Source organism: Nitrospira sp. CMX1 (assembly GCF_054902215.1).
The window spans coordinates 13,275-26,655 of record NZ_JBUBKD010000030.1; the positions used below are offsets into that span (position 1 = coordinate 13,275).

The window sequence follows — 13,381 nt, forward strand, 5'->3', positions numbered from 1 at the left end:
TAACGACACCGCACTCTTGCGGGCTTTTCTTTCGAACAATAAGCTGGACTTACAGCACACCACGCTCTATCTCCTGCAGGTACATGAAGTCGGGCGCTTTGACACCGGCTTTTCTTCGGATTTACCAGTTCAGGAGACTCGAAGAAACGTCGAGCCTTGTCCAGCGAGGACCACTCCGAGAAGTGAACGATCTTATTGGCATCGTTGTCATAGCGCAGCAATTGGTAGCTGATTTCTCCAGCCCGTTTTCTCATGCCAGCGGCTTGGTCAAAAATTGTCTTCCATGCCGGATACGCATCGACCTCATGAATGATTAGAACATCTTGCATGCAAGTGCCTATAATGCTGCGGATCGCCATGCGGTGCAATAAGTCGTTGGACGCCAGAACTGTCTTTCAATTGGCCGTCCCGATGTTTCATCGCGAGGGACACAGTCTTAACTCTGATTAGTCACTCCTAATCGGGTATGGCCCTCGGTCTAGCAGAAGGATTCCGGAAGTACTTGCTGGTTCAGCGGACTGGAAGTCGACCTCAATGTCGACGCAATCGTTGATCACGATTTTCCAGACTGCAGAGAGAAGATGAGGCGAGCGGAACCTCGCTAATTCGAGGTGTTCGGATCGGCCATCAAATCTGCTTACGGGGACTGGCTCACGCAAGAGCCCGAGGTACTGCTGCACTTGGTTTTTCGGATTAGGCCTTCCGTGTACAAGGAGATTACGGATTAGTCGTACTTCCGCAAATCGAGGTGGCAGTCTTGAGAGATCCGTCCAATCTTGATTGACGGATGCGGATTCACAGATAGCATCGAGCATCACGAAACGTAGAGTTACATCCTCCGTATGGCGTGCGATTTCCCAAGCGTCGAGTCTGAACTGAACACCTTCGCTCTCCCACCCGCAGTGTCTCGGTGGCATCTGAACTTGATGATCCCATGCCGCGATAACCCGAACTGCGATTGAGCCGGGTGAAGGTTCGGCGCGTAAGGATGTGGCTCTGAGAAGCCTGCCCGTCAACGCATTTACCCGGAAAAGCTCGCGCGCAATCCATTGAGCACCACGGTTTCGGAAGTGATCACTCGCCTCATCAGGAGTGCGGTCAAGGTTAAACTCTACTGACTCCCCACGAATTCGACAGTTCGCTTGCGCGAGTAGGGAGCTTTCTGGTTCACGAAGTCCAGGGATACTGCATAGAAATAAATAGGATGAGTCAGAGTCTGATGGCTCGCACATTGCGTTTTCGTAACTACCTGGAATTTCGCGGAACAGCGAGATCTGCCGGAACCAAAGTTGGCAGCGCCTTCAGCAGGCTACCGAACTATGTTTAGGCGGATCCGCGCAAAAAATCAGATATGCCAGTTCCTGTCCACCTGATACGCCGCTAACGTTCACGAACCATATGCCATACCTGTCATCGTTTCAATGAGTTACGACTGGACGACCATTGAGTACAGGTTCTTATGGGGATCGGCATAAGCCCCCTCTTTGAGAAGGTTCACATCCCTAGCCCACCGCTTTTCAAGCCGATGATCGATCAGTTTAGATCGCGTGGAACCTACTCTGACATACCTCAAGTCCCATTGATCCGTCCTGTGCTTACCGATCCCCTTCACCCATTCGGTGTAGTCGCAAATTCAATCTTCTGAGCGATAGCGAAGGAACGGTCCGCTTATTACCATGCATCAAGCATAGAGGATGGGCCAAACACTCTTCTACGGAACATAGGAGGTTTCAAACAAGGAGGTGCTCTATGAGTGATCTTCACCTAAAAGACGTCAAGGACGACCTCACACACGAGCCAGGATGGGTATATCTGTATGGCGCACTTCTTATCGGGGTCGTTGGATTTGCGCTCTATTTCGGCGGTTTCATGAGGTGAGTCGTGTGTAGCTGATTGCCGCAACTGGAGTGCGAAGAAGCGAGTGCCTACTATCCAGAACGGGAGAAGGGGCCGGAGCCGTGTTCAAACGGCTCTGGCACGAGGGAGGTACTTGTCAACTCAGCAAGTTCCACGGGTTTCCAGCCCTTCCTGAATGGCATTCTTCAATATCTGAGATGTGGCGCTGTCCTGATCGCGCCGAGTTTGATCGTGGATATATTCACTGCCATTCGTGAATTTCCCACGTTCGATCTGAGCCTTGATCCATTGCCCCTGCTACTCTGTGACAGTGGTCGCCTTGCGTATCGTTCCCATCGCGAGACCTCCGATATAAAATTATACGATTGAAGCAGCTGAGCGCTTTCTTGAGCATGTGAGAAACCGTTGCCTCCGGCCAGCATGGCCTTTTGACCCCGCTTCACGTATCGTACGTGTGATGTTTCGCGTGAGACCTCACGATCTTCGCTTCCCACCCGTTGAGCAGGCCACTCCTGAAGGCCTGCTTGCTGTCGGCGGGGACCTTCGTCCCGAGCGATTACTCGAAGCGTACCGGCACGGCATCTTCCCCTGGTACAACGAGGGCGATCCCATTCTCTGGTGGTCACCGGACCCGCGTGCCGTGCTGTTCCCCTCAAAGCTCCACATTCCGCGTAGTCTGAAGAAAAGACTTCGCTCGAATGTCTTTACCGTCACGCTCGACACCTGCTTTCGCCAGGTTATGGAACAATGTGCGGGCCCGCGTCCGCAATATCCGGATGGTGGGACTTGGATTACTGGGGATATGTTGGACGCCTATACCGGCTTGCATGAACTCGGCTACGCCCACTCGGTCGAGAGTTGGCAAGAGGGTCGGTTGGTCGGGGGAGTCTATGGTGTAGCAATCGGTGGCGCCTTCTTTGCCGAATCCATGTTCACCAGGGTCGATGACGCATCAAAAGTTGCGTTCGTGAGGCTTGTCCGGCAACTCCAGCTCTTGAACTTTCGTCTCATCGATTGCCAACAATCCTCTCCCCATGTCATGCGGTTCGGGGCCAAAGAAATTCCACGCTCGGACTTCATGCATCAGCTCATCGCGGCGCTCATGCTTCCCGATCGACGGGGTCAATGGGAGTTCGATAAGGGATGGGATACGGAACGATCGAGGGAGTCTGGTTAACTAGCCTGTATTATTCATGACAGTTCATCGCGAAATCGCCCAGCCGCGTTGTGAGATCGGCGCACGGAGCCGGGAGGACCTGAGGCGTACTCGTGCAGTACGTCGAGGGGCCGAGGGGCGAGTCCGCCGACCGCAGGCTTGTCGGAACAGCGGATCGGCGATTGCAGCAGAAGTGATCATGAATAATACAGGCTGGCAGCGAACCCCCATTTGACAGCCTTTTCTTCACTCGCTTATGATTTGTTTCAATAAAAAGGAGGCGGTCACATGAGTTTTACGATTACACCGAAAGAGCTGAAGGCTCGGATCGATAAAGGGGATCTGTTGGTACTTTTGGACGTCCGTGAGCCCTGGGAAAACCAGTTGGCCAGGCTGGATAACTCCATGCTGATTCCACTCGGTACGTTACCTCAGTCACTGTCCAAATTGGATAGAGACACCGAGATTATTGCGTACTGCCACCACGGCATGCGCAGCGGCGATGCAACGGGATTCCTGCTTCAACAGGGATTTTCGAACGTGAAGAATTTGATCGGCGGGATCGATGCCTGGTCGGTTCAAGTGGACGGGACTGTGCCCCGGTATTGATCCAACGCAGAACGCCAGCTCTTTCGCATCTGCTGCTCTCGGCAAACTCGCAAACAACTGAACCGAGTTCAGCTTACGCTTAATGAGTAGCGGACGGACAGTTATCGAGTCTTCCCTTGGAAGAACTCCACTGTCTGCTTGAGCCCCTCTGCGAGGTCCATCTTAGCCTCCCACCCAAGCTCTTGTTTGATCCTCGCCGCGTCAACCACGCTTCGAATCTGCTCACCGGCTTTGGCAGGGCCATGAACTTCCTTGGCGCTTGAACCGGTTAATGTCGCCAACATGCGGAACAGCTCGTTCACGGATGTTTCCGCCCCGGTTCCGACGTTATAGACTCCATGCGCATCCTGCCCCATGGCGGCAAGGTTGGCCTCCGCCACATCTTCGACAAACACAAAATCTCTGGTTTGGCGGCCATTGCCATTAATGATGGGCTGCTCCCCGTTCAACATCTTTTGAATGAAGATCGCCACCACACCCGCCTCGCCTTCCGGATCCTGTCTCGGTCCGTAGACGTTGGCGTAGCGGAGGCTGACCACGGGAATCCCGCCGACTCGCTGGAAGTACGATAAGTAGTGCTCGCCGCACAGCTTACTGATGCCATAGGGCGACAAGGGATTGGTGACATGCGATTCCGGAGCCGGAAAGGCCTCTTGTTCCCCGTAAATCGCCCCACCGGACGAGGAGAACACCACTTTTCGGCACCCGTACCGAACCGCTTGTTGCAACACGTTCATGGTACCCAACACATTGACCTGGGCATCAAAGACCGGATCCGCCACGGAATTGCGCACGCTCACCTGTGCCGCAAGATGCAGCACGATGTTCGGACGTTCATTGCGAAAAATCCGTTCGAGACGCCAGCTGGTAATGTCGGTTTTATAGAGGCTTGCCGCGCGATTGACATTCTTGCGCTTCCCGGTCACCAGATTGTCGACGATGACAACTTGATGCCCCTCCTCAATCAGTCGATCCACTACATGCGATCCGATAAACCCTGCCCCACCCGTGACGAGTACTTTCATTGGCCCTCCTGAATGAACACTTCACTATTCCGATGCTTCCTACATACCATGAATCGGCGCGTTGTACTCAAAGATTGCGAATATCTCCTGATTCCCTTTTTTCCCTTTGATGGGGGACGGAACGGTTTTCAGCGTCCGGAGCCCCAATTCCTCGGCAAATCGTGTCACTCGTTGAGCCACCTCCGTTCGCTGGCCCTCATCCCGTACGATTCCCCCCCGACCAACCTGCCCCTTACCGACTTCAAATTGCGGCTTGATCAATGCCACGACCCTCGCCTGCGGCCGGAGAAACTGCGTGACGGCCGGAAGGACTTTCGTCAACGAGATAAACGAGACATCGATCACGACCAGATGAATCGGGTCTAGAACGGCAGACCGCTCCATATAGCGAATATTGGTCCGCTCAAGCAGCACGACACGGGGGTCATGACGAAGCCGCCAATCGAATTGCCCGTAGCCCACATCAACGGCATAGACCTTCATCGCTCCCCGCTGAAGCAAACAGTCAGTGAAGCCGCCCGTTGAACACCCAACATCGAGACACATCCATCCCCGTGGATCGATCATCCCGGCGTCTAGGGCCGCGTCGAGTTTCTCCCCACCTCGGCCGACAAACGGCTGATCCTCTCCGACAATCTCGATCGTGGCATTGGCAGGAATCAACCTGGACGGTTTGTCGACAAGCACCCCGTCACTCCTGACCTTTCCAGCAAGAATCATCCGTACGGCGGCATCACGACTCTGAACCAGACCCTGAGCCGTCAACACCTGGTCACAGCGATGTTTCTCGGGTCGCACTCGTGTCGTCATGCGCTTCAATAAAGGGGAGGACAAAAAAGAACCGAGGATCAGCGGAACAACCGACTAGCTGTGTGTTGAAAAACCTAGCACCGCCTTAAGAAATGATCGCCGCATATAGCCGCCGACCGGATCTGGATGCCCTGCAGGCTGTTCAGAAAGGTCGTCCAGCAAGGCCGCAGCGAGCGAAGGGGCAACTCGTACTCTATCCCGTACGTTGAGCCTCTGAGCGACGCGAGAACGCTGCCGGCGGCCATTCTCAACAGCCTGCTAAGCGTCTTCGGCGGAACCGACGACATCAATGTCATCCGAGGTGAACGCTCGCAGCTGCTTCTTCCCATTCTTATCTTGAACGAGCACTTCGACTTTGCGCTCGGCCTCTTCCAAGACTTTGAGGCAACTCTTGGACAGTCGAATGCCCTCTTCGAAAATCTTCAACGACTCATCAAGGGGCAGATCCCCTTTTTCCAGCTCCCCCACGATGACTTCCAAGCGAGCCATCGCCTGTTCAAATTTCACCCCAGCCACAATCTTCTCCCTTCAAAGTCGATTATTATAGCGAAGCTCCAGTACGATTTTAAACGGATAGATTCGACTTCACTTCCTTCACCGTACAACGAACCTGGCCGTTGGCAAGACGGGCAACGACCTCGTCTCCGACGGCCACTTGCCCGACATCTCGAATGATCTGATGCCTCGGCACCGTTTCGAGAATTGCGTATCCGCGCTCCAGAACCGCAAGCGGACTCAACCCATTCAATCTCCTGAGGGTGCTGCGTGCCAGTTGCATCTGATGGGTCAGGGTATGATCCATCGCAGCGGCCAAACGCAACTGCAGCTGCGGGATAACCCCCAGCTCTCGACGCACGTGAAAGACCGGGTTTTGCGACATCAGCGCTTGTGTCCAGGCCTGCGCATCTGCGATGGCACACCTCAGCGTGGCCTGTGCCGCTTCTCGCATGCCTGTCATAGCGTCATCCACCCGCTGCGCCTCTTTGAGAATTCTCAGCCGAATATGACTCATATGGGCCAGCACGAGATCAAGTCGCTGATGCTGATCCAAGCACTGTGCGGTAATCGCTTGCCGACAACGAGCGACGAACATATCCAGCCGTTCAACAAGTTCCGCTAAGACGGGAACAACCAGTTCGGCGGCAGCAGAGGGTGTTGGGGCTCTGACATCTGCGGCAAAGTCGGTCAGCGTCACGTCCGTCTCATGTCCTACGGCTGATACGATAGGCACCGTTGAGGCGGCCACCGCTCGGACCACGATTTCTTCGTTGAAACTCCACAGATCTTCCAATGATCCACCGCCCCGTCCAACAATCATGACGTCGACGAACCCCAGCTTATTCAGGGTCTCAATGGCTTCCACGATCTGCTCCGCCGCCCCACCCCCTTGCACTGAGACCGGCACAAGAATAATGCGCACGATGGGACATCGACGGTGCAAGACCGCCATCATGTCTCGAACCGCTGCCCCAGTCGCTGAGGTCACAAGGCCGACGGTCCGTGGAAACTCTGGAAGTGAACGTTTACGTGTAACATCGAAGAGTCCCTCATCTTCCAGGCGGCGCTTCAGTTGCTCAAACGCTAATTGCAGCGCGCCCAGCCCCTGGGGCTCCACATGATCTAGGATGAGCTGATATTCCCCTCGAGGCTCATAGACGGAGAGTCGCCCCCGCACGATGACATGGAGACCGTCTTCTAGGCCGAATCGCAATCGAAGGGCGGTTGATCGAAAGATTACGGCACGAACCTGACTCGTCTGATCCTTGAGGGTACAATACAGATGCCCGGACCCTGGCGCGCGCAGGTTCGAAATCTCTCCCTCGAGCCATACCTCCGAAAAGGACGTCTCGAGCGAGGCCCGCACCATGGCGGTCAATGCTGAGACAGTGAGCACCTGTCTCGAAGACGAATCGAGAGCGAAGAGAGACGAAGGCGGCTGGGTCTGTGTGAGTCCTCTTCTCATGAAACCCGTGAGGCACTCAGCAGCGTACTGAGACAGCTCTGGATACGTGCGACAATAAGTGATGCTTCGCTTAATCGAACTGGCGAATCCGTTCGAACGCCACGGCCTTGCCCAAGCGCGTATCCAGCTCGAGCAGAACGGCACAAAACACCGACGGCCCTGAGGCAACTTCAAATCGCCTCGGCATGCCGGTCAAGAACTTCTCGATGGCGAGTTCCTTTTTCACACCGATGACGGAATGGAGCGGTCCCGTCATGCCGATATCCGTGATATAGGCGGTGCCCTTCGGAAGGATCTGCTCATCGGCCGTTTGCACATGGGTATGGGTCCCGACGACGGCCGTCACCTCCCCGTCTAAAAAATGCCCCATCGCCATTTTTTCAGACGACGCTTCCGCATGCATGTCGACGATGATGGCTGAGGTTTCCCGTTTCAGCCTCGACACCTCACGTTTGGCCGTCTGGAATGGACAATCGATCGTCGGCATGTACACGCGACCCATCACTTGGAGAACGGCCAATCGCTCACCCCCTGCGGTCTCAATCACCACGCTCCCGCTTCCAGGTACTCCCGAAGGATAGTTTGCCGGACGCAGCAATCGCGGTTCACGCGAAAAATAGTCAACGGCTTCCTTTTTATCCCACGCATGATTGCCCGTCGTGACAACTGAGACGCCGGTGTCGAAGAGTTCTTCGGCCAACTCCGGCGTGATGCCGAATCCGCCTGCCACATTTTCTCCATTGGCGATGACCGCATCGACTTGGCGCTGAGCCACCAGACGAGGTACCGCTCGGGCAAGCGCTCGACGGCCTGGCTCCCCCATGACGTCGCCGATACACAACACCTTCATTTGGCGTATTCCACGTACCGGCTTTCCCGAATCACCGTCACCTTGATTTGGCCCGGATAGGTCAACTCCTGTTCGATCTTTTTTGCCAGCTCGCGTGAGAGCTGGAACGATTCCGCATCCGTGATGTCTTCCTGTCGAACAATGACCCGAATTTCACGGCCCGCTTGGATGGCGTATGCCTTCTGAACCCCTTTGTGCCCGGTTGCGAGCGATTCCAATTTTTCCAATCGCTTCACGTACGACTCAAGTGCTTCGCGCCTGGCTCCAGGGCGTGCGGCCGATAAGGCCTCAGCCGCGGCCACTAATACGCTCTCCGGACAAATCGGCTCCACCTGCTCATGATGCGCCTCGATAGCGTTGACGATCTTTGCCGACTCGCCATACTTCTTGGCGATCTCAGCCCCCAGCATGGCATGCGGACCCTCCTCTTCATGACTGACAGCCTTGCCGATATCATGAAGAAGGGCACCTCGCCGAGCCAACTTCACATCGAGACCCAACTCCGACGCCATGATGCCGCAGATGTAGGACGCTTCGCGGGCATGATAGAGATTGTTCTGGCCGTAACTCGTTCGATATTTCAGACGGCCCAAGACCTTAATCAGCTCCGGATTAAAATCTGAGAGGCCCAGTTCAAAGATAATCTTCTCGGCCTCTTCGTACATCAACTTGTCGATGTCGACCTTGACCTTTTCGACGATCTCCTCGATACGCGTGGGATGGATGCGTCCGTCGTGCATCAGACGCTCCAGAGATACTTTTGCAATCTCGCGCCGCAAGGGATCGAACCCAGAGATAATCACCGCCTCAGGTGTTTCATCGATGATGAGATCAATACCGGTCGCCGCTTCCAGTGCACGGATATTGCGTCCTTCACGACCAATGATCCGCCCCTTCATGGCATCGTTCGGTATGGGGACGACTGAAATCGTCGACTCCGACACGTAGTCACGAACCACACGTTGAATCGATGAGGTAATGATTTCCCGCGCCTCCCGCTCGGCGTTTTCGCGAGCCTCTTCAATGGTCCGCTTGGCGATCCCAACGGCATCCAGTCTCGCCTGCGATTCCATTTCGACGATCAACTGTTTCTTCGCTTCTTCAGCCGTCATGCCCGCCACACGCTCTAAGGCCTCACGGTGCTCCCGCTCCGCCTTGGCGCAGGCCGCCTCTTTCACCGTCAACCCTTCCTCCCGTTTCGAGAAATCCTGCTCGCGTTTCCGTGCTTCATTCTCGCGTTTTTCTATGGCCGTCAACTTTCCATCGAGGACACCTTCTCGCTGGATGAGCCGTTTTTCCACCCCTGACAATTCACCCAACTTCGCCTTTTGTTCCTGCTCGAACTCAGACTTTGCCTTAAACGCAAGGTCCTTCGCCTCAAACCTGGCTTCCTTGATCAGGTTTTCGGCTTCTCGTTGTGCATTCTGCACAACCTGTTTCGCAAGTTCTTCGGCCTCCGCCTGTTTCGCCCCCATCACACGGCGCCGCAGCAGCTCAAAGACCCCTGCTCCAACCACGGCACCGACAATCAGAGACAGTACGATGGACACAATCGTTGCAGTAGAAATGGGAGTCACCCCCTTCTTAGATTTCGCCCGGCCAACTCCGTTTGGCCCGAGCTAGGCACACCAAGACACGTCACGGACAACAGGTACGATTCGGACACGTGCGGTGGATGATGAAGGAGGGGCCTTAGGAGACTATCGGTTCTTTGACTTGGAAGCACAGGGGTTCATCAGGATACAACTCACGACTCCGCCGGATTTCGCTGTGCATCTCACACATCAGGGGCATCAATGCGCGGCGGTGAAGAACGCAGCAACGGACTCTGAATCATCACTCTGTCCGTCCGTCCTCTACCAAGACCATGCGCCGTGAAAACCTATCCGTCCTTAGACGGATGGAACTGGTTGACCACGCATGATCCGTACACTGAGCCCCCTGATGAACAAACACTTCGTATCCCTTCAGAACAATACTGCCTGTGGCTTTCTCGACGCTATTTCCAAGTCATTCAACGATTCAACCTTGTGGCCCTAACCTGATCCACCAGCACTGACTTATCTATACGATAACAAAGGGACTCTTTGAAAGCAAGGCGAATCACCACGCTATCGAAAGAGCGACGACGGCATCTGCTCCTCGATCGATTCCATTAAGGTCACCATCCGCCGTTCGACATCGGCCTCCCCCTGGACCCGTTTCTTTTCGGATTCAAAGAGTTGATGGGCAAGATTAATCGCGGTGAGCACGGCCAACTTCGAGGGCGTCGTCGTCTTCATCCCCTCCGCGAGGTGTTTCATATGGTCGTCGACAAAATGAGCCAGCCGCCGAACATAGACATCATCACTGTCTCCGGTGATGGCATACCGTTGACCATAAATTTCCACATCAATGGTCTTAGTCAATGGCCACCTCCTTCGGCTCCTCGATACACTCAATCAGCTCGATCTCGCTCATGACTTTTTCGATTCGCGTTTTGATATCCACTCGCTCCATTTCCCATCTGCGATTCATATCATCTTGCTGGGCCAACTGCTGGCGAGCCGTTTTGAGCTCCTCCTCCAAGAGTCCGTTCTTTCGCTTGAGCTCTTGAACGAGCTTGACCAGGTCACGAATTCGCGTTTCGAGCGCATCCAGTCGATCCAATGACATAATCATCCCCTCTTGGTTATGACCACCACAGATTGTGGCGCACTATAAAAATTTCACAAGATCCTGTCAAGAAACGGTTTTGGGCGCCCCGGATAAACGCAGATATTCCTTGTAACTGCGGAGCACCCGCTTCACGTATTGCCGGGTCTCTTGGTACTGAATCAACTCTACGAACTCATCCTCGCTTCGACCGCGATATGTCGTTGCCCAGGCCCCCACGACGACCGGGCCGGCGTTATACGCGGCGATCGCTTGAGCCACATTGCCTGAAAACTGCGCCAAGAGCTGTTCCACATACCGCACACCGATCCGAATGTTGACTTCCTGATCGAACAGATCCTCGCGAGATACGCTTGGCAGGTGATGTTGCTGAGCCACCGTATTGGCCGTGGTCGGCATCACTTGCATCAAACCAATGGCGCCGACGCGTGACACGGCTTTCCAATCATACTGGCTTTCCTCTCGGATGATCGCGGCGACTAAAAAGGGGTCTACGCCGTTGGTCGCCGACATCTTAATCGTCGGAATCAATCCGGTCGGATAGGCCACGTTCCACAAACCCTCGGCAATGGTCCCGCCGGTCCTTTCCAACTTCTCGCGAAATCGCGATCGCACAAGGCGTAAGGCATGGTGATACGCGCCGACCTCATTCAGCATGATGGATAAGGCCGCCAATACCTCAGGATCCCGACTATACCGATCCGTCAAGACGCTCAGCTCTCTTGCGGCATCCTGCTCCCGGCCCAGCAACCGCAGCTCAACCGCTCGCTTGAAGGCTGGTTGTTGTTCGATCTGACTCCGATTGACGACCTGATTCTCCTGAGCCAGCCCGTGACCGGCCTCAGAAATGGGTTGGACGGCCAACACTGGTGCCACCGCCGGATCCTGTTCCATCCGTGCGGGAAGCTGGCCTCCTCCCTGCTCGCGTGCCAGCTGGCAATAGTAGGTGTACGGGAACCGTTGGCAGAGCTGTGCAAACAGGTCCTTCGCCTTGGCATCTCCAAGCTGCCCATGGGCACGCGCAATCCAGTAGAGCGCTTGTGGCTCCACATCGCTATCCTTTTGGTCGACAATCTGCTGCCACACCCGGATCGCCTCCCGCTGACGATCTGTTCGATAGAGCAACCACCCCTCCCGCCATTGTGCCTCGGTTCGTTGAGAAGCGGGTTCACCCATCTTGGCAACATGCCGATACCGTTCGGCCGCCTCGTCGAAACGTGATTGATCCTCGAGCCAGATTCCAGCGAACAAGTTGACCTGGCCCTTCTGCTCCGGAGTCAAAGTCCGCCTTGACAGCGTGCGACACAAATCCAACAGCTTCTCTCCCAACCCCTGGCGGAGATAGACTCTCGCCAACCAGACCGTCGCTTCATCCGTCCGAGGCCCTTGGTCCTCGGTCAGCACAGAGAAGGTCTCGCGCGCCTGGTCATAATTCTTGAGCCGAACCTGTGCGATTCCCAATTTGAGCTTGGCATCCGCGCGTTGTGGAGAGGAAGGATCCAGAGCCATGAACTTTTTGAGCTCATCGATCGCTTCCGCATGGAGTGACTGTGCCAGAAACACCTGGGCACGCTCATAATAGAGGTCAGGAGAGGCACTCCAGGATGCACCTCCGTTGTTGCCCGCCAGCAACCCCTCGGCCTCCTTCGCCTCCTTCGTTTGTGGGAACTTCACCCAGAGCTGCTTTAACGTCTCTCGAGCTTCGGCTAGCTGACTTTCGCGGAGATAACACGAGGCCATCCGCAGCCAGGCTTGTGCGATTTGAGGGTCTTTGTCGTTTCCACTCACCGCTTTCGCAAGCCACGAGATGGCCTCGGGGCAACTGGAGGCTCGGTACCAGGCTTCCCCGGCACGGAGCGCGACCAGATTGAGAAGGTTGGAATCGGGAACCGCTTGCGACACTCCCTCGAACATCGCTGCAGCCTCCTTGACCTCCCCCAGTCGTAAATGGGCCTCCCCGATCCAGAATCGGATGTAATCGTCGAGGACAGGAACGTCTTGTTGTGCGGCTCGGAGATACGGCAGCGCGGCAGCAGGATTGCGATCCATCAGAATCACGCCGGAGAGTAAGCCGGCCCGCTTCGCCCAGATCGACGCCGGAGCCCCCTCCATCACCTTGCGGAGACGTTCGAGTTTCAGTGCAACGACTTGATCCTTCGTGAGGACATTTCCCAGTCGTTCCCTCGGCCAGACCGCTGCCAGAAAACAGTCTTCGGAAGACGCACAGTTCTCGTGGTTCGTTTGTTCCAGCGCGGCGACTTGTGCGGCGTGCGCGTCATGCACAGACACCCCCACGCTGAGCAACGTCAAATAGAGACCGAGAATCAGCGACACGTTATGGTTCCTCATGGTTACCCATCGCAATGCACTTAGCACCATTATATACAGAGCCACTCACAATGGAAAAAGAATTGCAGGTCGGTGAGTGGCCGGCTCGTATGCGAGGCAACCTGCGC

Annotated in this window: 14 protein-coding genes and 1 pseudogene; 5 read left to right on the forward strand and 10 right to left on the reverse strand. The window is 55.3% G+C overall.

Features of this window, described 5'->3' with window-relative positions:
- Positions 1-49 precede the first annotated feature (49 nt).
- A pseudogene (locus ACYX34_RS08255) lies at positions 50-329 on the reverse strand (antibiotic biosynthesis monooxygenase).
- Between the two features lie 1,420 nt (positions 330-1,749).
- Here ACYX34_RS08255 and ACYX34_RS08260 point away from each other — a divergent pair.
- From ACYX34_RS08260 to ACYX34_RS08275, 4 genes are all read left to right on the forward strand, one after another.
- Positions 1,750-1,878 carry a hypothetical protein gene (locus ACYX34_RS08260; RefSeq protein WP_462076081.1) on the forward strand — a complete coding sequence of 43 codons (129 nt, stop codon included), beginning with the start codon at positions 1,750-1,752 and terminating at the stop codon, positions 1,876-1,878.
- Positions 1,879-2,314: 436 nt separating this feature from the next.
- Complete coding sequence (gene aat, locus ACYX34_RS08265; protein WP_462076082.1) at positions 2,315-3,034, forward strand: leucyl/phenylalanyl-tRNA--protein transferase; 720 nt, start codon at positions 2,315-2,317, stop codon at positions 3,032-3,034.
- A 16-nt stretch (positions 3,035-3,050) separates the two neighbouring features.
- Entirely contained in the window at positions 3,051-3,248 is a 198-nt protein-coding gene (locus ACYX34_RS08270) for a hypothetical protein (protein ID WP_462076083.1), read from the forward strand.
- Between the two features lie 53 nt (positions 3,249-3,301).
- Entirely contained in the window at positions 3,302-3,622 is a 321-nt protein-coding gene (locus tag ACYX34_RS08275) for a rhodanese-like domain-containing protein (RefSeq protein WP_462076084.1), read from the forward strand.
- A 101-nt stretch (positions 3,623-3,723) separates the two neighbouring features.
- On the opposite strand, the gene ACYX34_RS08280 is transcribed toward ACYX34_RS08275, so the two are convergent.
- From ACYX34_RS08280 to rny, 6 genes are all read right to left on the reverse strand, one after another.
- Positions 3,724-4,647: an SDR family oxidoreductase gene (locus ACYX34_RS08280; RefSeq protein ID WP_462076085.1), complete on the reverse strand. Its 924-nt coding sequence runs from the start codon at positions 4,645-4,647 to the stop codon at positions 3,724-3,726.
- A 39-nt stretch (positions 4,648-4,686) separates the two neighbouring features.
- Entirely contained in the window at positions 4,687-5,457 is a 771-nt protein-coding gene (locus ACYX34_RS08285; RefSeq protein WP_462076086.1) for a TlyA family RNA methyltransferase, read from the reverse strand.
- 258 nt (positions 5,458-5,715) lie between these two features.
- Positions 5,716-5,973 carry an exodeoxyribonuclease VII small subunit gene (gene xseB / locus ACYX34_RS08290; protein WP_413935619.1) on the reverse strand — a complete coding sequence of 86 codons (258 nt, stop codon included), beginning with the start codon at positions 5,971-5,973 and terminating at the stop codon, positions 5,716-5,718.
- A 49-nt stretch (positions 5,974-6,022) separates the two neighbouring features.
- Positions 6,023-7,351 carry an exodeoxyribonuclease VII large subunit gene (xseA, locus tag ACYX34_RS08295; RefSeq protein ID WP_462076087.1) on the reverse strand — a complete coding sequence of 443 codons (1,329 nt, stop codon included), beginning with the start codon at positions 7,349-7,351 and terminating at the stop codon, positions 6,023-6,025.
- A 139-nt stretch (positions 7,352-7,490) separates the two neighbouring features.
- A complete protein-coding gene (locus tag ACYX34_RS08300) occupies positions 7,491-8,270 on the reverse strand; it encodes a TIGR00282 family metallophosphoesterase (protein ID WP_462076088.1) in 780 nt (259 codons plus the stop codon).
- Positions 8,267-9,838 (reverse strand): ribonuclease Y, encoded by a 1,572-nt coding sequence (rny, locus tag ACYX34_RS08305; RefSeq protein WP_462076161.1) that lies wholly within the window; start codon positions 9,836-9,838, stop codon positions 8,267-8,269. The genes ACYX34_RS08300 and rny overlap by 4 nt, the downstream gene beginning before the upstream one ends.
- A 103-nt stretch (positions 9,839-9,941) precedes the next feature.
- Here rny and ACYX34_RS08310 point away from each other — a divergent pair, with 103 nt between their 5' ends.
- Positions 9,942-10,148, forward strand: coding sequence for a hypothetical protein (locus ACYX34_RS08310; protein WP_462076089.1), 207 nt, complete (start codon positions 9,942-9,944; stop codon positions 10,146-10,148).
- 233 nt (positions 10,149-10,381) lie between these two features.
- Here ACYX34_RS08310 and ACYX34_RS08315 read toward each other — a convergent pair whose 3' ends face one another.
- From ACYX34_RS08315 to ACYX34_RS08325, 3 genes are all read right to left on the reverse strand, one after another.
- The gene (locus ACYX34_RS08315; RefSeq protein WP_462076090.1) at positions 10,382-10,678 is read right to left on the reverse strand and encodes a cell division protein ZapA; all 297 of its coding nucleotides are present in this window, start codon (positions 10,676-10,678) and stop codon (positions 10,382-10,384) included.
- A complete protein-coding gene (locus tag ACYX34_RS08320; RefSeq protein WP_462076091.1) occupies positions 10,671-10,925 on the reverse strand; it encodes a hypothetical protein in 255 nt (84 codons plus the stop codon). The genes ACYX34_RS08315 and ACYX34_RS08320 overlap by 8 nt, the downstream gene beginning before the upstream one ends.
- Positions 10,926-10,991: 66 nt before the next feature.
- Positions 10,992-13,274 carry a transglycosylase SLT domain-containing protein gene (locus ACYX34_RS08325; RefSeq protein ID WP_462076092.1) on the reverse strand — a complete coding sequence of 761 codons (2,283 nt, stop codon included), beginning with the start codon at positions 13,272-13,274 and terminating at the stop codon, positions 10,992-10,994.
- Between the last annotated feature and the right edge of the window lie 107 nt (positions 13,275-13,381).

Coding starts and splice junctions, on each gene's coding strand:
- ACYX34_RS08260 (WP_462076081.1), top strand. CDS start 1,750: ATGAGTGATCTTCACCTAAAAGACGTCAAGGACGACCTCACACACGAG.
- aat (WP_462076082.1), top strand. CDS start 2,315: ATGTTTCGCGTGAGACCTCACGATCTTCGCTTCCCACCCGTTGAGCAG.
- ACYX34_RS08270 (WP_462076083.1), top strand. CDS start 3,051: ATGACAGTTCATCGCGAAATCGCCCAGCCGCGTTGTGAGATCGGCGCA.
- ACYX34_RS08275 (WP_462076084.1), top strand. CDS start 3,302: ATGAGTTTTACGATTACACCGAAAGAGCTGAAGGCTCGGATCGATAAA.
- ACYX34_RS08280 (WP_462076085.1), bottom strand. CDS start 4,647: ATGAAAGTACTCGTCACGGGTGGGGCAGGGTTTATCGGATCGCATGTA.
- ACYX34_RS08285 (WP_462076086.1), bottom strand. CDS start 5,457: ATGACGACACGAGTGCGACCCGAGAAACATCGCTGTGACCAGGTGTTG.
- ACYX34_RS08300 (WP_462076088.1), bottom strand. CDS start 8,270: ATGAAGGTGTTGTGTATCGGCGACGTCATGGGGGAGCCAGGCCGTCGA.
- ACYX34_RS08320 (WP_462076091.1), bottom strand. CDS start 10,925: ATGTCATTGGATCGACTGGATGCGCTCGAAACGCGAATTCGTGACCTG.
- ACYX34_RS08325 (WP_462076092.1), bottom strand. CDS start 13,274: ATGAGGAACCATAACGTGTCGCTGATTCTCGGTCTCTATTTGACGTTG.